Source organism: Sulfurospirillum sp. 1307 (assembly GCF_054408545.1).
Genome location: NZ_CP176011.1, coordinates 1,494,361 through 1,514,918 on the forward strand (window position 1 = coordinate 1,494,361; position 20,558 = coordinate 1,514,918).

The following is a 20,558-nucleotide window of genomic DNA, read 5'->3' on the forward strand; positions in this document are numbered from 1 at the left end:
CCATGTTATAAGAGCTATACTCACAAATAATAAATCAAAATTCAAGGAGAAAAAATGAAAGTAAAAGTTTTATCAGCAATATTGCTGAGTAGTAGTTTAATGTTTGCACAAAATATGAGTGCTAAAGATTTTGACCATGATGGGATTCCAGATAATTCTGAAAAGATTTTGGGAACAAGTCCATATAATGCAGATACAGATGGTGATGGCATAAATGACTTAAAGGATAAACATCCACTTAATGTCGATACTAAATTTATAAAATCAACAGGAGTAAATGCTTTTAAAATTAGAGAAGTATTAGTTGAAAATAATTATGATGAAGTAGCTAAAAAAGATGCCCCTGACCACTTAGAAATTATATTGCAAAACACTAGTTCTAAGGACATATCAGATTTTACTCTATTTTATAAAATAGTTGATTTAAAGACAAGAGCGATGCAGTCATATATCCTTCCATTAAATGGATTTGTACTAGGTGCAAATGAAAAAAAATCTGTACATGTAGATTTGAAAAAAGCACCAAACCATTTTCAAGCAAATCCTAATAGTTTATACTATAACTCACTAAATGAAAGAGAAGTATCAGTTATTGTAAATGCAACAGGTTATAAAGCACAAAGTTCAAGTGTTAAAAAAGATGCAGGTGGTGCAGAAGTAGCTGATTAAAGTACTGTGAACAAGTAAAACTTTTTACTTGTTCACAATTCTACATGTAAAGTAGTTCCGATACCTTCTAAAGAGTCGATAATTAAATTGCCATTATGAAGTTTAACTGCATTTTTAACTATGCTTAATCCCAAACCAAATCCTTTTATTTTTTTATTTCTGCTCTCATCTACTCTATAAAATCTATCTGTTATAAAAGGAATTTTATCTTTTGGAATACCAATACCTTCATCTTTTACTATAAAATGGATTTTTTCATCTTTATATAAAGAGATGTATATATTTTTATTTTTTGGTGTATATTTTATGGCATTGTCTATTAGGTTTGAGAAGATAGTTTCTAGTAAGACTTGATTTGCTTTTGTTTGAATATTCTCAAGTTTACTTACATGTAAAGATAATTTTTTCTCTTTTAATGCCTTGTTGTACTTCTCTAGCACTTTTAAGAAAATAGATTCTACATTACAAATTTCATAAGAATTTTGTATATTTGATTTAGAGTATTTTGAAAGTAATAATAAATTATCAACAATATTTTTAATTTGTTCTGCTTCTTCATCTATAACTTTCATGCTTTTAATATACTCTTGTGGTTCTCTTAATTTATCTAGAGTTATCTCTACTTCACCTTTTATAACGGTTAGTGGTGTTTTAAGCTCATGAGATACATCATTGTTAAATCTTTCTATTTTTTCTACACCCTCTTTTAATCTTCTAATCATCTCATTAAAAGAGTCTACCAATGCTCTTATCTCGTCATTATCTTTTGGCCTTTTTATACTTTTTGAAAAGTCACTTATAGTTATCTCATTGGCAGTTTTTGTGATATTTTTTACAGGAACCAAAATCTTATCTATTAGCCTACTTGCTAAAAATATCAAAACAAGAAGCAAAATAGGCTCTAAAACTAACAAGGTATCTATAACATTTTCAACTTTATCATCTATTCCCTTTTTATATATAAATATATCTGCTTTATATGGTTTATTTATGGGAAGAATATATATCGCATTGATAGATTCATGTTTATGAAATGTATAAAAAAATTCATTTGGGTTTAATTTGTTCTTTAACTTTTCATAATCAAAATTTTTATTTTTAGCAATAATTTTTTCATCTTTAAATATCGCAATATAATAATCTAGATACCTTCTATCATGCAAAATATTTTCTAATGATTCTCCTGTATGAATACTCTCTTTGATTGATAGAGCTTTATCATATAATTGATTTTGTATTTTAAGATTTACACTCTCATTGAAAAAATAGTAAAAAGCTGCACTAAAAATAAACAAGATAAAAAAGCTTGTAAGACCAAACCAAACAAGGACTCTAGTTTTTATGCTAGGAGTAAAAAGGTAACTAAATATCTTTTCATAACAAAAAGTACTAGCTTCTATCATAGATTTTACAGCAAATACTATTTCTCCTCTAATCTTTTCAAACTTCAACACAATAGCCCAATCCCCTAAAGCTTTTTATAAAATCTTTTCCTATCTTTTTACGCAAGTGGTAGATAGTCACCTGTATAACATTGCTATTGATGTACTCTTCTTCACTCCATAGTTGTTCTTCTATCATAGCATTTGATACCATTGCGTTTTTGTGTTTTACCAAAAAGAGTAAAAGCTCATACTCTTTTTGAGTTAAAATGAGCTCAATATCATCTTTTTTAACTCTTTTACTGTCAATGTCTATGATTATATCTTTTATTTGAATAGTGTTGCTTCCACTTGAGATAGTCCTTCTATAAAGTGCTTCAACTCTTGCTAGGAGTTCTTTAAAGCTAAAAGGTTTTGGTAAGTAATCATCTGCTCCATTTTGAAGCCCTAAAACTCTATCATCAATGTCAGCTTTTGCAGTAAGCATAATGATGGGAGTTTTTATATTTTTAATTCTAAGTTCTTTAAGTACTTCCAATCCATCCTTGCTTGGAAGCATCCAATCAAGAACAATCACATCATAACTATTGATTGATGCCATATACTCTCCATCAGCTCCATCTATTGCTACTTCTACGCTGTGGTTATATTCACCAAATCCACGCTTTAGTAAAGAGAGTATATGCTCATCATCTTCAATAATTAAGATTTTCATATCTAAATATTTTCCTATCGATTTTCAAAATTATATCATTTATATATTGTAGTTTCTCTTTTTGTTTTATCACTACAAATGCTGCAAAAGTAGCTGTCACGATTGAGCCTATTATATCAAATGGATAATGAATACCTACAAATACTCTAGCAATGCCACCTAAAAGAGCCAAAGGTAACAAAATCTTTCCCAATTTTTTTGTTTTTTCTTGCATAAAAAGAACTATTGCAATAGCCATTATAAAAGTTGTGTGATCAGATGGAAAAGAGTTTTCACCTGCATGATGAATCAAACTAATACCAATGCCATCCATAAAAGGACGATTGTGAAAATACAAAAGCCCTATGATTTGATTTAGTAAAAGTCCGATTAACATAGCATAAAAAGCAAATATTGCTTCATTTTTCTTTTTTAATCCAAAGTATATATACACTTCTACTACTATAAAAAGATATGGCATATACTGGGCTGTTAAAACCCCAAGCAAATCTAGTGTACTTATTTTACCAACAAAAGAGTTTATAAGTACAAATAAACTCTCATTCATCACTTACTCCACCTATTCAGATTATGTTTGTACATGTAACTAGCACTTTGATAATAAGTGATGGCCTCTTTCTCTTTTTGCATATCTACTTGTATCTCTTTATATTTATTATTTCTTAAAGTCTGTTCTACTATTTCATATTCATTAGTAGTTTTATTTGGCTCCAAAATCAGAAGCTTGTTATCTTTTAAGTATCCAAGTTTTTGATAATTTCCTATAAATGCTCTTTGTTTAAAACTGTTATTTAATATGTCATTGCCATAAAACTTACTTTTATAACTCCAATTTAACATAGAAAATAGAGTTGGCATTATATCTACTTGAGATGAAAGTTTACTAACAATACCAGGATTAACAATTTTTGGTGCATACACTATAAAAGGTATTTTGTATCTCCATACTGGAAGTTGTGTTTTTCCTGCACTTCCTGCATTGTGATCAGCTACTATGATAAAAATCGTATTATCAAACCAAGGTTTACTTTTTGCTTCATTTATAAACTTATCTATTGCAAAGTCTGTATATTTCACAGCTCCACTTCTTCCTGTATGAGAAGGTATATCTATCCTTCCTTCAGGGTAAGTATATGGTCTGTGATTTGATGTTGTCATTACAAAACTAAAAAATGGTTTTTTACTTTTATATGATTTATCTGCCTCTTTAGAAACTCTTCTTAAAAGGTCTTCATCACAAACTCCCCAAACATTGGAAAAAGTTATTTCATTGTCTTTCATATCTGTTCTATCTACTATGTTAAATCCATTATGTGAAAAAAAACTGTTCATGTTATCAAAGTAACCATGACCTGCGTAGATGAACTTATTGTCATACCCTTTATCTTTAAAAATAAATCCTGCAGAAAACATATTAAAGTTGTCTGGTCTTTTTACTATACTTCTTCCTGGAGTTGGAGGCAAGCTTAGAGTTACGGCTTCCATACCCCTAACAGTTCTTGTGCCTGTTGCATAAAGATTATTAAAAAATAGAGATTGTTTTACTAACTTATCCAAGTTTGGAGTCAAACCTCGTTTATCACCAAAAGCTCCCATAAACTCAGCACTTAAACTCTCAACCATAATCAATACAACATTAGGCTTCTTTTCTATACCTTCATTTTTTATACTTTTTATTTTATTTCCATCAAAGCCTTCAAGTTTATAAAGATTTGACATTGCTACTTTGTCATCTAAACTTTTATAAAACTCATCATAAGGTAATTCATTGTTTCTGAAGGCAGAAAATAGTGAATAAAATCCATTTTTAGCTAACTCATTGTTATAACTATTTTTAGAAACATGAGCTAAACCTTGTTTGTTAAAAGCATTAAAAAGGACAAAAGGCAGTAAAATAAAAATAAGTCCAAGTTTTATTCTTTGTAAGAAACCATCTTCCCATGTAAATGCATCATCTAAAACCGTACATTTTTTAGCTACAAAATAAAATATTCCTAATGAAACAAAAAGAACAATAGAAACTAAAAGAGGTACAGGGTAAGATTCTAAGATATTGTTTATTACTTCATGTGTATATACAAGATAATCAACTGCAATGAAATTAAATCTTTTTCCAAATTCTTCCCAAAAGAACCATTCAGATACACCATTAAATGCAAATGCATAGATTTGTGTGAGTATGAATAACCATATAATATACTTGTGTATTTTACTATTAAATATTTTATTTGGAACTATGATTAAATAAAATGCAAAAGGTGCCACATAGTATAAAGACGCAACTAAATCGTAAAAGAAGCCAGCTCCATAAAGTTTTAGCAATGGAATCAATCCAAAATCAATGTGATTAAAACTAGCACCAAGAAGTACAGTTCTAGTTATAAAGCTAATGCCAACAAACAAAGCGATTAACAAAACGATTAAAGAAAAACGATTTTTTGTAAATATACTCATATAAACCTCCAAAATTTAGAGGATTATAAAGTGTGAAAATGAAATGAGAATGAAAAGCTAAATATCTAGACTATCAATATTTACATCTTTCCCTTTTCTATTTTCTTTGCAAAACTCCACGATTTTTCCGTGAAATCTAGCGTAGATGAGATTTAAAGGCATCTCTTTTTCATAAAGTTTATCTATTTTTTCCAAGTTTGCTTCAATGCCACTCACTAACCACTCTTGAAGTTCCAAGTAGCTTTCAAACTCATATCCAAACTTTTTTACAAGTCTATTGGTATAGCTATCTACTACCATAGCTTCTTTCTTACAGCCATAGCAAAGTATACCATCAGCACTCTCTTCACCTATGCCTTTTTGAGAAAGCAACCAATCTCTGCTTACATGTAAAGCAAAATTCTCAAAACTTTCAAATTCATTTACTATATTTTGGCAAAGTTTTTTAAGATTTTTTGCTTTTGTGTTATAAAATCCACTTGGTTTTATTAACTGGGCTAACTCTTTACCATCTAAGTTTGCAATAGAATCCAAATCTAACAAGTTTTTATCTCTTAGATTTGCCAAGCTTTTCTCTACTTTTTCCCACTTTGCTTGTTGTGTTAAAACTGCTCCTACAACTACATCAAAAGTACCACTATTTGGCCACCAAAACTCTTCTCTCTCTTCTTTGATATGACCACTGTTTTTTAGTGCTTTAAGTAGCTCAAAACTATCCATTTTTTACCTTTCCTCGAAGATGTGCCAATACAGTGGCTATGATATCGTCATCATCTTTGCTTCTTGATTTTAGGTACTCTTTTTCATCACTTTCATATTTTAAAGTTATATTTTGTCCAAAATTTGAGATTGAAACTATTTTTGCAATCGTTGCTAAAATTTTTATGGTAATAATTTCTAAAAATTGCTTGGTAGGAGTGTCAAGTGCACCAAAACGATCTAGCATCTCTTCTTCAATATCAAGGACACTTCTAACGCTCTGACACTTACTAAGTCTTCTATAAAGCTCCAATCTAACTCTATCTTCACTTATATAATCACTACTGATAAACGCACTAATTGATAGTTTTATTTCAACCTCTTTTTTCTGTACTGGAGTTTTGTTTAAAAGGGTATTGATTGCATCTTCAAGCATTTTTAGATAAAGAGTATAACCTATATGCTTGATATGTCCACTTTGAGCTTCTCCTATGAGGTTTCCTCCACCTCTTATCTCTAAATCATGATAAGCTAAGACTGAACCACTTCCAAGATATGAGTTTGCTTCGAGAGCAATTAATCTTTTTTTAGCTTGGTCTGTTAGTTTTGATTTATCTTTTACTAAAAAGTAGCAAAATCCCTGCCTCTTGCTTCTTCCAACTCTTCCTCTCATTTGATGAAGATCAGCTATACCAAATCTATCTGCGCTATCTATGATGATTGTATTTACATTTGGTATGTGAATACCTGATTCAATGATAGAAGTTGAAAGCAGTACATCATACTCTTTGTTTTCAAACTTCATCATCTCTTTTTCAGTTACACTAGCACTAATTTTAGAGTGAAGTGTTAAAATTTTTAGTGAAGGTAAAATCTGTTCTAACTCTTTTCTCTTATCTTCAATACTATCAATCCTATTGTGTACAAAAAAGATTTGACCACCCCTTCTTAGCTCTCTTAAAATTGCTTCTTTGATGATTTTTTCATCATACTCTTTAACAAAAGTTCTCAAATCTTGTCTGTCTATAGGAGCAGTTAAAATCTGAGAGTATTGTTTTATGGAGCTAAGCGCCATATTTAAACTTCTAGGTATTGGAGTCGCGCTCATACTTAGTACATGTACACTACTTTTTAGTTTTTTTAACTGCTCTTTTTGTTTAACTCCAAACTTATGCTCTTCATCAAGTACTATTAAAGCAGGATTACTCATCTCAACTCCTAACAAGGAGTGAGTACCAACACAAACTTTCAATTCTCCACTTCTTAAATCACTTAAAATTTTACTCTTTGATTTAGTTGAGGTAAATCTATCTAACTTTTCTACTCTAATATTGTATTTTTTAAATCTTTCATAAACTGATTTGAAGTGTTGTGAACTAAGAAGAGTAGTTGGAGCAATTAAAAGTGTTTGATAGCCATTGATTGCACTTAAAAACATAGCATTCATAGCAACTTCAGTTTTTCCAAAACCAACATCTCCACTTAGTAATCTATCCATAATCTTTCCAGATGAAAGATCGCTAAATATATCATTTATAGCTTTTTTTTGATCTTCAGTATAAACAAATCCGGCATCATTTTGAAACTCTAAAATTTTTTCATTTGCTTCTAATTTTACAGCTTCTATCATCTCTCTTTTAGCTGCAATCTGGATAATCTCACTTGCAATTTCAAATAGTTTTTCTCTAGCTTTAGCTTTTAGTTTGTTAAAACTTCCCTTACCTAGCTTATCAACTACTCCAATAGAGCCACCGTCGCTTATATATCTATCAATGACATCTAAATTTTCAACAGGAAGCAGAAGTTTGTCTTCTCCTTGGTATTGAATAACTACAAAATCTCTTGTACTACCCAAAACTGTTGTATTTTGAAGCCCTTTAAAAACACCGATACCATAGTTTTCATGAACAACTAAATCACCGTTTTTTAACTCATCTAGTATTATGGAGGCTTGTTTTTTTCTTTTCTTTTTTTTGCTTGGTTTATTGAGTGATAAAATGACTTCTTTTGGACTTATTATATTGACAATCAAATCACTCTGTTTAAATCCAAAAGAAGGATCAATTTGCTCTTGCCTTAGAAGGATTTCGTTTTTGGCTAGAATTGTAATTTTTTTATTTTGATGAAAATCTAAAAATGTTTTTGGACTTGAAATCTCCAAATCTTTAAACTCTTTAGCATCTTCAATGAATTCTAAACTTTTTAGTATCTCAGCCTTTTTCTCATCAAATAGTGCAATCTCGTTGATATCTGATGTAACGCTTGGAACTGCTACAATCTTAAATTCATCAAAATAACTCTTAGAAAATTCATCTATCGCCCAAAACCCTAAAGAGTGAATATCTTTTAAAAAACTATCACTTTGAATACTTTCAATTTTTTTAGAAATTAGCTCATACTTATCTTTATCTAGTGAAAAAATAGCTGGAGTTATCTCTACGCTTTCTAATTCTTCTTTAAAACTTTTTTGAGTTTCACACTCAAACTCTCTTATACTTTCAATTTCATCATCAAACAAAGAAATTCTAATCGCATTATCTTTATCTATTGGAAATATATCTATGATATCCCCTCTAAAAGAGACTTCCCCCCTAGATTCAACAACATCAACTACACTATATCCCCAATTTAAGATTTGCTCTTTAAATGATTCAAGATTTATGCTTTGGCCAAATTCAAGCCTTATTGTTTTAAAAAGATCACTTGGAGGTAGTGGAGTAAAAAGAGTTCTAATTGGAGAGATTAAAATCTTTTTTGATGAATTACATTCGTAATATGATTTTAAAGATACGAAAAGGGCTTGTAATTCTTCTTTGAAACTAAGTAAATCATCTCCATATTCAGCTCTTAAATCTGGTAAAACAAAAGTTGGATATTCACAATACCTTACAACATCACTAACACTCTTAGCATCTTTATCATTTGATACTGTAATTAAATCGCAGGTATTTTTATTTTTTAGAAACTCATAAACTGATGATTGCAAATCTTACTTATCCTTTGTAGGAATTATCTTTTTTTCATTTACTTCGTTTTCTCTTTTTATTTTGCTCTCACCTTCAAACTGTGCTTTAGCCTCAATCATTAACTCTTTTGAAGTAACTTTACCCAAAAACTTGCCTCCAGCTAATACTTCAACTCCATCACAATTTGCATCACCTTCAAAAAGCCCATTTACTATCAAACGCTTAGCTATAACTTCACCACTAATTTTACCAGCTTTCCCAATAGTTACGATACTTTTTGAATTAATCTGCCCTTTTACTTCACCATCTACATGTAAACGAGAATTACAATTAAAAACACCTTCAATATTAGCTCCACTTGCTATTATTGTTGTTTCAGAAGTTGATGCCTGATTTCCATCAGATTTATTAAAGATTGCCATGATACTCTTTTCTCCTTTTTAAAAATATCTTCAAAGTTTGCACTATTCCACTTTACAAAATATATAGGATTTAAAGGCCTACCTATAAATCTTACTTCATAATGCAAATGCGGACCAGTTGAAAGACCACTGCTACCTGTATATGCTATTATATCGCCTTTTTTAACATAATCACCAGCTTTAAATGGAAACTTTTTACTTAAATGCCCATAGGATGTTTTAAAACCAAAGTTATGATCTATGATAACTAAATTACCAAATCCACTGCTTTTGTGATATCCAGCATACTCAATAACTCCATCAGCTGGAGCTCTAACAGGAGTATTCATATCAGCTCTTAAATCAAGTCCTCTGTGAAACTCTTTTCTTTTTAATATTGGATGAACTCTCCATCCAAATTTTCCGCTATATCCTTTATAAGGTACAACTTCTCCATTTGGAATATTTTCAAAAAAAACTTTTTGCTGTGCTGAAGTAAATTTAAGATTTTCTAACCTAACATCAACTTTATAGTCTGAAGTGTCAGATATACCGACTAATTCTTCAATATCAGAAATTTTATCTTTTAGTGTATCAAACTCTTTTGTTTTAACTTCTATTTGAGAAAGAAGCTTATTGTTCTCTTTTTCTAAAACTTGTTGTTCTTTTAGAGCAACTTCTTTTTTCTTTTCAAGTGTTTCTACCTCATTCATCAAAAAAGATATAAAAAATGAACCACCTACGATAAGAAGTACTACAAAAAGAGTAAAGTAAAGCACAAATCTTTTTATAATTTGATGCAATAAATAATGCTTTGAGCCATTTATATCTGATATAGTTATTGTAAATTTATTTTTCATAAAAACCCAATAAAAATTTTTCTACCACACTAAAAGAACCAAATACGAGATAATCCTCTTTTTCATCAATTTTTTCAAAATTTTTATATCTTATATTTAAATTTTCTAAAGTATTTATCAACTCTTTTTTAGAAACTATTCTATCATCGTCTATAGCAAGTATCTGAACTTCTTTTATAATAGCTTGTAAAATCTCTAAAACTTTTTTATACTCTTTATCTTTATAGCTGTTATAAATTAAAACAACTTTTTTATCTATAAAATTTTTTTGTATAGCTTTTGCAGCAAGTGGATTATGTCCAACATCAATTGTTATATTTTTTGAAATCCTTTGACATCTTCCAAAAAGTTTTAAACCTTCTAACAACTTTACATCTGGCTCAAAGCCTAAAATTTTAAATGCACACAAAGAAGAAGAAAAATTATCATAAAAAAATTGAGGATATGAATTTTCTTTTATAAAATTTTCCAAATCTTCATAAATTTTAGAAGTAAGATAACTATTTGAAAGATATAAATTGCTTTTATTTTTTTCTACTTGTTTCAATGCTAATTCATAAACAATTTCTTCATTTTGCTTTGCTAAGACTATATCTTTTGAGGCACTTTTTAACTTTGTTGTTGCAATTTCTTTGATACTATTACCTAAAAATGATTGATGGTCATAGTCTATTGGAGTTATTATACTTAAAGTTTTTTCAAATACATTCGTAGCATCAAACTCCCCACCGAGTCCAGCTTCTAGCACTACTATATCACAACTATCACAAAATATTTTCATAGCAAGCAAAGTAGTATACTCAAAATAACTCATCAAATCCAAATCTTCTTTTTTTATATTTTCAGATAAAAACTCATGAGCTAATTCAAGCTTTTCATCACTTACATCATCTCCATTTAACCAAATTCTCTCATTAAATCTTAAAATATGAGGAGAACTATAATGTCCTACGCTCACACCCTTTACATGTAGAAGATGAGCTAGAGCTCTTCCAGTTGAGCCTTTTGCATTTGTTCCTACTATATGAACTATTTTTGGTAATTTAAATAAATATGTATATTTTTTAAATATACTAGGAAATCTTGCATAATCAATATTGGCATAATAAAGAGGCTTAGCGGATAAAAAAGTATCTAAATTCATTTAATCTTTGGCATTACTTGGTTTCTTCCTGCTTCTTTTGCAGCGTATAACATTTTATCAGCTTCTCTAACAGACTCTTCCATGGAGCCACACTTACTTCTTTGAGCAACACCACAGCTTATCTTAACATCAATGCGTTCATTTTTATACATAAATTTATAATTTTCTATAATTTTTCTAATTTTCTCTGCAAAAATCACACCATGATTGAGCTCAATCCCTGGAAGTATTACTAAAAATTCCTCTCCGCCATATCTTCCAACAAAATCAGCTTGTCTTACATATTTTGTTAAAATTTTACCAAGACTTGAGAGTATAACATCGCCTGCTTCATGTCCGTAAGTATCATTAACCATTTTAAAATGATCAATATCAATAAAGCAAAGTGTATAATCAATCTTATATCTATTAAAAGCATCTTCAACTCTTTTTAACTCTTTATCCAATGCTCTTTTAGTTGCAACATTTGTTAAAAAGTCCTCTTTGCTTTCTTGCTTAGCTTGAACAAGCGCATGCTCTAGCTTTTTAACCCTTGTATGAAGTTTTGCAATTGTTTTTTGGTTTTCTGCCATCTTTTGGCTTAAACCTTTTGTTTCTGACTCTAGCGAAGTTGCTATTAGTACTAATTTTTGATGAATTGATTCAAAACTATCTTTTGAGAGATTTATACCTTGTAAATCATTTTTTATGTTTTGTACTTCTTTATTACTAACATCACTACTATCAATAAGAGCAAATACTCTTTTATTGATTTCATCTAATATTTTATCCAGTGATGAGATTTTATTTTTAACTTCTTCTTTGTCTAATTCTATTCTTTTTTTGATAAAATGCTTTATCTCTTCTTGCATTGCTTGAGTGCTTAGTGCTTCTGGATGATTTCTAAGCTCATAGCTAATAGTTGCTAAATCATCATTCATACTTGAAGCTATTGAAGGTGTAAGGGTTGCTACAACTAAAGGCGCAATAGATTTATAAATTTCAACTTCATCATCAGCACTTAAAATTTTTATGATGTCATGAACCATTTTACTTAAGTCTTCTTTATTTATCTTGCCATATTTGTCTAATTTTTTTAAAAAAGAATCATCATAATTACTAATAAAATCAAACCACTTATCACGAATCAATTCTACAGATTTTAAATCATGTTTCAGACCTAATCTCTCAAGTGAAGCATTTGCCAATGTTGAAGCTTTTTTATCATGAAGAAGACTAATCGCTTGTAAAACTCTTTTTGAAAGAAGAACGAGTGAGCTAATCAATTGTTCTTGTTCGCTTGAACTACTACGATTTAGCCTTGAAATTATAAAAGTCAAGAGTTGATCAAGAGTTACTACATTGACTCTTTTAGCCTCTGCCGAGAGTTTTGTATCAAGCTTTTTTAGATACTTTGCAACTTTTTGGCAATCTTCTACAACAACACCTTTTTTCTTTGCAACTTGACAAAAAATTCTCTCATAATTTTCTGGAGTCAATGTTAAATGCTCAGCTCTTATAGTCTCTATACTCTCTTTTATAATTTCATTTATAGTGCTTGACATATCTTCCTCTTTATTTTTTCATACCTTGTAATGCGATATTTGAGACAAACTCATTTAGAGCATCAAGTGATGCGTATTTAATCGCCTCAAATCTTTTTGTATCAGATATTACTGTATTTGCTTGGATTGGAAAGTCATATTCTCCACTAGTCGATAAGCTTCTATTTGTTTTATTTTTAGATTCATAATTTATATTTAATGACACTTTTGCCTTGTATGCAGTAACATAACCATCAGTATCATACAAAATTGGAGTAAAAGTAACAGATCCAATTTTTAAAAATATTTCAGTATCAGCCATTTCTTTTGTACTTAATCTTCCACCAAACCTTGTTATAACAGCTTCATTTAGAGCATCTTTTATCAAAACACTATTTTTTGGATCTTTTCTACTTATGCTAACATCAACATATATATTATTACCAAGAGCTTCTTTAGTATAATACACGGATGGCTTATATCCACAACCAACAATAAAAAACATTAAAAGAAAAGATCCAATTATCTTATACATTATTTTACCACCAAGTTTACCAATCTATTTGGGACATAAATCTCTTTAATTATATCTTTATTTTCAATCCATTTCAAAGAAGCTTCTTTTGCAATCTTTAAAATTTCATCTTTTTGGCTATCTTTGTTTACTTCAATTTCGCATCTTTTTTTACCATTAATGGTAACAGGAAGAGTAATAGTAGATTGAACAAATACCTCCTCTTTTATCTCAATTTTTTTGAAGTTATTAAGGCCAAAAAGTTCGCTACTTAACTCCCAACAAACATGAGGGATAATCGGCTCAAGAAGATTTAAAAGGATAAAATAACCCTCAGTCCAGACTTGCTCATTTTCTTGTGAATTTAAGGCATTTAAAGCTTCCATACAAGAAGCAATCAAAGTATTAAATGCATATCCATCTTCAAAAACTTCATTTGATTTTTTAAGAGCTTCATAAACTTTTTTTCTAGCAAATTGTGCCTCTTTACTAAGTAAATTATGATCTATTTGAGGAAGTTCATCTACTTTTAGTACATTTTTACTTCTATCAACCAATCTTTTTATGAACTTATAAGCACCCTCTACTCCACTGTCATTCCACTCTAATTCTTTTGCAGGAGGAGCAGCAAAAAGTATAAACAATCTCGCAGTATCGGCTCCATATCTACTTACTATATCATCAGGATCTACTGTATTACCTTTACTTTTACTCATTTTTGAGCCATCTTTTAAAACCATACCTTGAGTTAAAAGATTTGAAAATGGCTCATCTACTTTACAATATCCTAAATCTCTTAATACTTTTGTAAAAAATCTAGAATACAAAAGATGCAAGATAGCATGTTCAATTCCACCAACATACTGATCAACACTCATCCAATAATCAACACTCTTTTCATCAAATGGTACATCTTCCCATAACTCTTTTGGAGTTGTGTATCTTAGAAAATACCAACTTGATTGAAAAAATGTATCCATAGTATCAGTTTCTCTTATAGCTTTTTTACCACAATTTGGACAAGTAGTATGTTTCCAAGTTGGATGAGTATCAAGAGGATTTCCCTCTCCACTAATTACTACATCTTCAGGAAGCGCAATTGGAAGATTTTCTTTTTTCTCAGCCACCAAACCACACTTAGGACAATGAACCATAGGAATTGGAGCACCCCAATATCTTTGTCTACTTATTCCCCAATCTCTTAACTTATAATTTATGACTTTTTTACCAAGTCCATTACTCTCAAAATGCTCAATTATTGCTTTTTTAGCTTCATTGGAGCTTAGTCCGCTAAATTTATCAGAATTTACTAAAACCCCATATTCTGTTATTGCCTTACTTCCATCAAAATCTTCATTTTCACTTTTTATTGATTGAACTATTGGAAGATTATATTTGCTTGCAAATTCAAAATCTCTTTCATCATGAGCAGGAACTGCCATAACTGCACCCCCACCATACTCAATTAACACAAAATTTGCTACCCAAATTGGAATTTTTTTACCAGTTAGTGGATGAATAACATCTATATCTAAGCTAAGCCCTTCTTTTTCTCTTTGAGCTCTTTCTCTTGCGCTAACTGATTGCATCTCTTTAATCTTAGCAATTTTTTCTTCGCTAATAAGTTTATGTTCACACAGATATTTTACAATTTCATGTTCAGGCGCAAGTGCGCTATAAGTTACACCATAAATTGTATCAGGTCTTGTTGTAAATACTTTATATTTATCAAAATTATTACCAAGTTTTTCTTTTGATTCATCACTCAAATTAAATTCAAATTCTAAACCTTCACTTCTTCCTATCCAATTTTCTTGCATAGTCAAAACTTGATTTGGCCAACCTTTTTCAAGTAGTTTTATATCTTCAAGAAGCTCTTGTGCATAATCTGTTATCTTTAGATAATATCCAGGCATCTCTTTTTGCTCTACTTTATTGTCACATCTCCAACAGCATCCCTCTTCTACCTGCTCGTTTGCTAAAACAGTATGACAAGTTTCACACCAGTTTACAGTAGAACTCTTTTGATAAACAAGTCCTTTTTTAAACATTTCAATAAAAATTGCTTGTTCATGTTTTGTATATAACTCATCACTTGTTGCAAACTCTCTTGTTTTTGAAAATGACAAACCAAGAGAGTTTAGCTCATTTCTCATATAATCTATGTTTTCATATGTCCATTTTTTTGGATGAACTTTGTTTTTAATAGCTGCATTTTCAGCAGGCATTCCAAAACTATCCCAGCCTATTGGATGAAGTACATTGAACCCTTGTTTTCTAAAATTTCTAGCTATTGCATCACTAATTGTGTAGTTTCTAACATGTCCCATATGTATTCTTCCACTAGGATATGGAAACATACTTAAAATATATTTTTTATCTTTACTAAAATCTTCACTTGGCTCAAATGAATTATTTTCATTCCAATATTTTTGCCATTTTTTTTCTATAACTATTGGATTATAGTCCATAAAATTACTCCGTTTTAAAATTCTTCTTCTGTTTTAAGTGCTTCTATTAATACTAATGCTAATGAAAATAAGTTAGCTACAATTGCTCCAATTGCAAGAGATATTGCCATAGTTTCATTACCTGCAATTACTAAAAATATAAAAGCAGGGATAAGATGTAAATCAGCTACTAAAGAACTAGCAAAAAGTTCAGCTGCCAATATATTCTTTACTCCAATCTTTAGAAGTGTAGAAATCAAGTTAATACTTCCTGCTACAAAAAGTGCTACTTCGTTAGTTTCATACAAAAAACCAACAGTTGTTGTTAGACTCATAAGAGCAAAAAATATGTATATTACTTTTCCCCAATCCATTTTACCATCTCCTCTTAATTCAACTCTACATGTAAAGTTTTTACATGTAGAGTTTCTTGAAAATAAAACTATTCAATAATGTAACTTTATTGTTAGTATTGAGTTCAAACAAACTAAGTACTAAACAATTCCTTGTTCGTATTGAGCTTTATATTTTACCTCGTTCGCTCGAACAAGTTCAAGCTCTCTCAAACACTAAAGCTTCGACTTCGTCGAGAGAGAACTCAATACTACACAATTCCTTGTTCGTATTGAGCTTTATATTTTACCTCGTTCGCTCGAACAAGTTCAAGCTCTCTCAAACACTAAAGCTTCGACTTCGTCGAGAGAGAACTCAATACTACACAATTCCTTGTTCGTATTGAGCTCTCATTTTTTCTTTTTCTACTCTTCTTTTTTCTTTTTCTGTCTCTTTTTTCTTGTAATCTTCTACACTAAAGTTTAACCATTTAAGTATTGGAGAAGCTACAAAAATGGAACTATAAGTTCCCACGATGATACCTACTAAAAGAGTGACACCAAATCCATGAATTATCTCTCCACCAAATGCCCAAAGTGTTAAAATAACAAAAAATGTAGTAAGTGATGTTAAAAGTGTACGAGATAATGTTTTTGATATAGAATAATTGATAATTTCAAATAAATCAAAATTTTTGGAGTTTTTAATCTCCTCTCTAATTCTATCAAAAACGATAATAGTATCGTTTAGTGAATAACCAAGTAGAGTTAAAAGTGCTGCTAATATATCAAGATTTACATCAACCTTAAACAATACAATTGCACCAATAGCAATAGAAATATCATGAACTAAAGCAATGATTGAAGCAACAGCAAATCTCCATTCAAATCTAAATGTAACATATATCAAGATTATTAAGATTGAAACTACCATTGCCATCAAGCCCTTTTCTCTAAGCTCTCCACCAACTTTAGGCCCAACTATATCTACTCTTCTTATCTCAAAGTTACCTGTGCCTTTTAAAAGCTTTGCAATCTTATCACTCAAATCATTTTGAACAGAATCTGTACTACTCATAAACCTAATAACAACTTCATCAGGGCTACCAAATTCAGTAATACTTGCATTTGCAAACATTTTATCTACTGATATTTGATCTCTCATCTTTTGAATTGGAGCTTTTCCTTCATATTTTACTTGAACAATTGTTCCTCCGGCAAAGTCAATTCCATAATTTAAACCTTTAGAAAAAATCATTACATATGATGCAATTATCAGTATAATTGAAAGCATTAAAAAAGGTATGCTTTTACTCATAAAATCATAAGTTTTATCTTTTGAAAAAATTTGCATTATCTTACCTCCTTCTTTATCCCAAACCAAAGAGATAAGTTTTTACTCTTTTCAATACGAGGCATAAAGTATTGATAAATTCCATGAGTTCCTAAGATAGCTGTTAGCATTGAAGCTAAAATACCTATACTCATAGTAACTGCAAAACCTTTTATAGGCCCTGTTCCATATGCATAAAGCACAACTGCAGCTAAAAGAGTAGTTATGTTTGCATCCAAGATTGCACTCATTGCATTATCATAACCTTTTTCAATCGCTTTTTGTATGCTAACACCTTGCCTAAATAGCTCTCTTATACGCTCATTGATAATAACATTGGCATCAACTGCCATACCAACAGTTAGTACAATACCTGCCATTCCAGGAAGGGTCAGGGTTGCTCCAAAAAGTGCCATAATTGCTAAAACTATAAACAAGTTTGCTATCAAAGCCACATTTGCAATAACACCAGCTAAGCCATAATAAACAACCATAAATATAACAACTAATACAAAACCTAAAATTAGTGCAATCATACTTGATTTTATACTATCAGCCCCCAAACTTGGGCCAACACTTCTTTTTTCAAGCAATTTAACAGGAGCTAAAAGAGCACCACTTCTAAGAGCAATAGCTACATCACTAGCTTCATCTACACTAAATCCACCACTGATTTGACCACTTCCTCCACCAATTCTTTCTCTAATAACTGGAGCAGAATATACTTTATCATCTAAAACAATTGCTAAATGTTTGCCAATACTCTTTGCTGTAAAATCACCAAATATTTTTGCCCCTTCACTATTTAGTGAAAAGTTAATAACTGGTTGATTCATACGGTCATATCCAACTTTAGCATCAGTTAGCATACTTCCATCTAGTATTGGAACTTCTTTTAGAACATGTCTTTGCTGTGGATTTCTAGCATCAGGCAATATAACATCACCATACTCTCTTGCTTCATCCTCACTCATACTATAAGCTCTGTCATTTCTAAGCTCATCAACTGCCATCAGTTGTAAATGAGCAGCTTTTGCTATAAGTTCTCTTGCTCTTTTTTCTTGTTCTCCAGTTTTTATTCCAGGAAGTTCTACTAAGATTTTATCTTGTCCTTGCCTAGCAACATTTGGTTCTGCCAAACCAAATTGGTCAAGTCTATTTCTAATAGTCTCAACCGCTTGATTAATAGCATAATCCTTTGTAGCTTCGATTTCTATTGGAGTGAGTGTAATCGTATAGTTTAGTTTATCTTTTTCAATTTTCAAACCAGGTATTTTATTTAACATTTCATCCAAATTTTTCTCTTCATCTGGATCAACTAAAACCAAAGTAACACTATCATCTGTTATTTTTAAATTATCTATGATAATGTCATTGTCATCCGTAAAAAATTTTATACTTGATGCGATTGATTTAATTTTACTTTTTATTGCTTCATCTGTTTTTACTCCAAGGAGCATATAAAGCCCGCCTTGAAGATCTAGTCCTAAAGAAATTTTTGCACCCTTTTGCGTTTGCAAAAATGTTGGCATAGAAAAACCTATGCCAAAGATGATAGCAAGAAAAAAAATCACCAATCGGTAATTTAATCCGCCTTTACTCATCGATTTTCTTCGCTATATACTCTTTTGAAACTTTTACCACAACTTCGTCATTAAGCTTAAGTTTGATAAAATTCTCTTCAGGTTTAACCACCTCACAGATAATACCACCATTTGTGATAACTTTGTCGCCTTTTTTTAAGTTGGCAATCATCTCTTTGTGTTCTTTAGCCTGTTTTTGTTGAGGCCTAATAACCAAAAAGTAAAAAATCGCAAATAACACCACCAATGGGAGCAAAGATGCAAATATATCTGAACCGCCTTGCATATGAATCCTTTTATAAAAAATTTTCGAAGAATCATTCTAGCACTTTTTATATAATAAAAGGCTTTTTTATAGCATTTAGCCTATCAATTTTTATATATCTTGATTATTTTTCTTTTCAATCAAAAATTATTAATTCAATATTTGCTTTTATTGGATTTTACACTCTTTTAAAAGCACAAAATAAAACATTACCATGGATAGGATTTTTTCTAGGAATTTTTTGGTTTTACTGGATTTCTCTTAGCTTTAGGTTTTATGATTTACCTTATCTAATACCTTTTGTAATCATAGGAATTGGACTTATTTATGGGTTTATTTTTTGGATTATTTCTAAGCTTTCTATATCAGTTGAGATAAGAGCTATCCTCTTACTAGCTTTATCTTTTTTTGAACCATTTGGATTTAATTGGCTAAAGTTAGAGCTTTTATTTATCAATTCATATTTTTCTACAAACCTTTACATGTACACTCTTTTTTTAGCTTTTTTAGTCTTTTTAATTAGAGTAAAAAAACCATATAATTTTATTTTCTTAATTGCTATTATATTGCTTCCATTTTCTAACAATCAAACTCAGATAAAACCACCAAATTTAAACATAGCACTTGCAGATATAAATTTAGAGCAAGATAAAAAATGGGATAAAAAATACCAACAAGAGATAATTGAAACTAACTTTTTGATAATCAAAAAAGCTATACAAAACAAAAAAGATTTGATAATACTACCTGAGAGTGCTTTTCCGCTTTATCTTAATTTACATGTAGAGTTAGTAGAAAAATTAAAAAAACTATCTCATAAAATTTCAATTATTACTGGTGGATTAAGAGTTTTAAATGAAAAAGTATATAACTCATCATATATGTTTCAAAATGGAGATATGAAAATAGCAAATAAGGTTGTACTAGTACCTTTTGGAGAAAAAATAGCTCTTCCAAAATTTATGGCAAGAATAATAAATAAAATATTTTTTAACGGCGCAGAAGACTATGAAAGCGCAAAAGATGTTACTGATTTTGATATAAACGGTTACAAATTTAGAAATGCCATTTGTTATGAAGCTACAAGTAATGAACTTTTTAAAAACAACCCAAGATATATGGTGGCAATTAGCAATAATGCATGGTTTAAACCCTCCATCGAGCCAACTTTACAAAAACTACTCTTAAAATACTATGCAAGAAAATATAATACTATCATTTATCATAGTGCAAATGGTGGGATAAATGCTATAATTACGCCTTAAAAA

General features: G+C 30.1%; 18 protein-coding genes. 2 read left to right on the top strand and 16 right to left on the bottom strand.

The window, feature by feature from the left end:
- Positions 1 to 54: 54 nt before the first annotated feature.
- Positions 55 to 669, top strand: a complete 615-nt coding sequence (locus ACKGJI_RS07585) for a hypothetical protein (protein WP_458699686.1) — start codon at positions 55 to 57, stop codon at positions 667 to 669.
- A gap of 32 nt (positions 670 to 701) precedes the next feature.
- Here ACKGJI_RS07585 and ACKGJI_RS07590 read toward each other — a convergent pair whose 3' ends face one another.
- The 16 genes from ACKGJI_RS07590 to yajC all read right to left on the bottom strand — a co-directional run bounded on the left by ACKGJI_RS07590 (position 702) and on the right by yajC (position 19,311).
- Positions 702 to 2,123 (bottom strand): sensor histidine kinase, encoded by a 1,422-nt coding sequence (locus tag ACKGJI_RS07590; RefSeq protein WP_458699687.1) that lies wholly within the window; start codon positions 2,121 to 2,123, stop codon positions 702 to 704.
- A complete protein-coding gene (locus ACKGJI_RS07595; protein WP_458699688.1) occupies positions 2,110 to 2,766 on the bottom strand; it encodes a response regulator transcription factor in 657 nt (218 codons plus the stop codon). Before ACKGJI_RS07595 ends, ACKGJI_RS07590 begins: the two co-directional genes overlap by 14 nt.
- On the bottom strand, positions 2,747 to 3,313 hold the full coding sequence (locus tag ACKGJI_RS07600; protein ID WP_458699689.1) for an undecaprenyl-diphosphatase: 567 nt from the start codon (positions 3,311 to 3,313) through the stop codon (positions 2,747 to 2,749). The genes ACKGJI_RS07595 and ACKGJI_RS07600 overlap by 20 nt, the downstream gene beginning before the upstream one ends.
- A complete protein-coding gene (locus ACKGJI_RS07605) occupies positions 3,313 to 5,220 on the bottom strand; it encodes an LTA synthase family protein (RefSeq protein ID WP_458699690.1) in 1,908 nt (635 codons plus the stop codon). Before ACKGJI_RS07605 ends, ACKGJI_RS07600 begins: the two co-directional genes overlap by 1 nt.
- A 57-nt stretch (positions 5,221 to 5,277) precedes the next feature.
- Positions 5,278 to 5,940 carry a 3-methyladenine DNA glycosylase gene (locus tag ACKGJI_RS07610; protein WP_458699691.1) on the bottom strand — a complete coding sequence of 221 codons (663 nt, stop codon included), beginning with the start codon at positions 5,938 to 5,940 and terminating at the stop codon, positions 5,278 to 5,280.
- Entirely contained in the window at positions 5,933 to 8,905 is a 2,973-nt protein-coding gene (mfd, locus tag ACKGJI_RS07615) for a transcription-repair coupling factor (protein ID WP_458699692.1), read from the bottom strand. Before mfd ends, ACKGJI_RS07610 begins: the two co-directional genes overlap by 8 nt.
- Positions 8,906 to 8,908: 3 nt before the next feature.
- Positions 8,909 to 9,307, bottom strand: coding sequence for a bactofilin family protein (locus tag ACKGJI_RS07620; protein WP_458699693.1), 399 nt, complete (start codon positions 9,305 to 9,307; stop codon positions 8,909 to 8,911).
- A complete protein-coding gene (locus ACKGJI_RS07625) occupies positions 9,250 to 10,146 on the bottom strand; it encodes a M23 family metallopeptidase (RefSeq protein ID WP_458699694.1) in 897 nt (298 codons plus the stop codon). Before ACKGJI_RS07625 ends, ACKGJI_RS07620 begins: the two co-directional genes overlap by 58 nt.
- Entirely contained in the window at positions 10,136 to 11,290 is a 1,155-nt protein-coding gene (locus ACKGJI_RS07630; protein ID WP_458699695.1) for a bifunctional folylpolyglutamate synthase/dihydrofolate synthase, read from the bottom strand. Before ACKGJI_RS07630 ends, ACKGJI_RS07625 begins: the two co-directional genes overlap by 11 nt.
- Positions 11,287 to 12,834 carry a GGDEF domain-containing protein gene (locus ACKGJI_RS07635; protein ID WP_458699696.1) on the bottom strand — a complete coding sequence of 516 codons (1,548 nt, stop codon included), beginning with the start codon at positions 12,832 to 12,834 and terminating at the stop codon, positions 11,287 to 11,289. The genes ACKGJI_RS07630 and ACKGJI_RS07635 overlap by 4 nt, the downstream gene beginning before the upstream one ends.
- A 10-nt stretch (positions 12,835 to 12,844) precedes the next feature.
- A complete protein-coding gene (lptE, locus tag ACKGJI_RS07640; RefSeq protein WP_458699697.1) occupies positions 12,845 to 13,348 on the bottom strand; it encodes an LPS assembly lipoprotein LptE in 504 nt (167 codons plus the stop codon).
- The gene (gene leuS / locus ACKGJI_RS07645) at positions 13,348 to 15,798 is read right to left on the bottom strand and encodes a leucine--tRNA ligase (RefSeq protein ID WP_458699698.1); all 2,451 of its coding nucleotides are present in this window, start codon (positions 15,796 to 15,798) and stop codon (positions 13,348 to 13,350) included. The genes lptE and leuS overlap by 1 nt, the downstream gene beginning before the upstream one ends.
- A gap of 14 nt (positions 15,799 to 15,812) precedes the next feature.
- Complete coding sequence (locus ACKGJI_RS07650; protein ID WP_458699699.1) at positions 15,813 to 16,151, bottom strand: DUF6394 family protein; 339 nt, start codon at positions 16,149 to 16,151, stop codon at positions 15,813 to 15,815.
- 340 nt (positions 16,152 to 16,491) lie between these two features.
- The gene (secF, locus tag ACKGJI_RS07655; RefSeq protein WP_458699700.1) at positions 16,492 to 17,463 is read right to left on the bottom strand and encodes a protein translocase subunit SecF; all 972 of its coding nucleotides are present in this window, start codon (positions 17,461 to 17,463) and stop codon (positions 16,492 to 16,494) included.
- Positions 17,463 to 19,046, bottom strand: a complete 1,584-nt coding sequence (gene secD / locus ACKGJI_RS07660; RefSeq protein WP_458699701.1) for a protein translocase subunit SecD — start codon at positions 19,044 to 19,046, stop codon at positions 17,463 to 17,465. The genes secF and secD overlap by 1 nt, the downstream gene beginning before the upstream one ends.
- Positions 19,039 to 19,311: a preprotein translocase subunit YajC gene (yajC, locus tag ACKGJI_RS07665; RefSeq protein ID WP_458699702.1), complete on the bottom strand. Its 273-nt coding sequence runs from the start codon at positions 19,309 to 19,311 to the stop codon at positions 19,039 to 19,041. Before yajC ends, secD begins: the two co-directional genes overlap by 8 nt.
- Between yajC and ACKGJI_RS07670 the strand changes: the two genes are divergently transcribed.
- Complete coding sequence (locus tag ACKGJI_RS07670; RefSeq protein WP_458699703.1) at positions 19,284 to 20,555, top strand: apolipoprotein N-acyltransferase; 1,272 nt, start codon at positions 19,284 to 19,286, stop codon at positions 20,553 to 20,555. The two genes, yajC and ACKGJI_RS07670, sit on opposite strands and share 28 nt — an antisense overlap.
- Positions 20,556 to 20,558 lie beyond the last annotated feature (3 nt).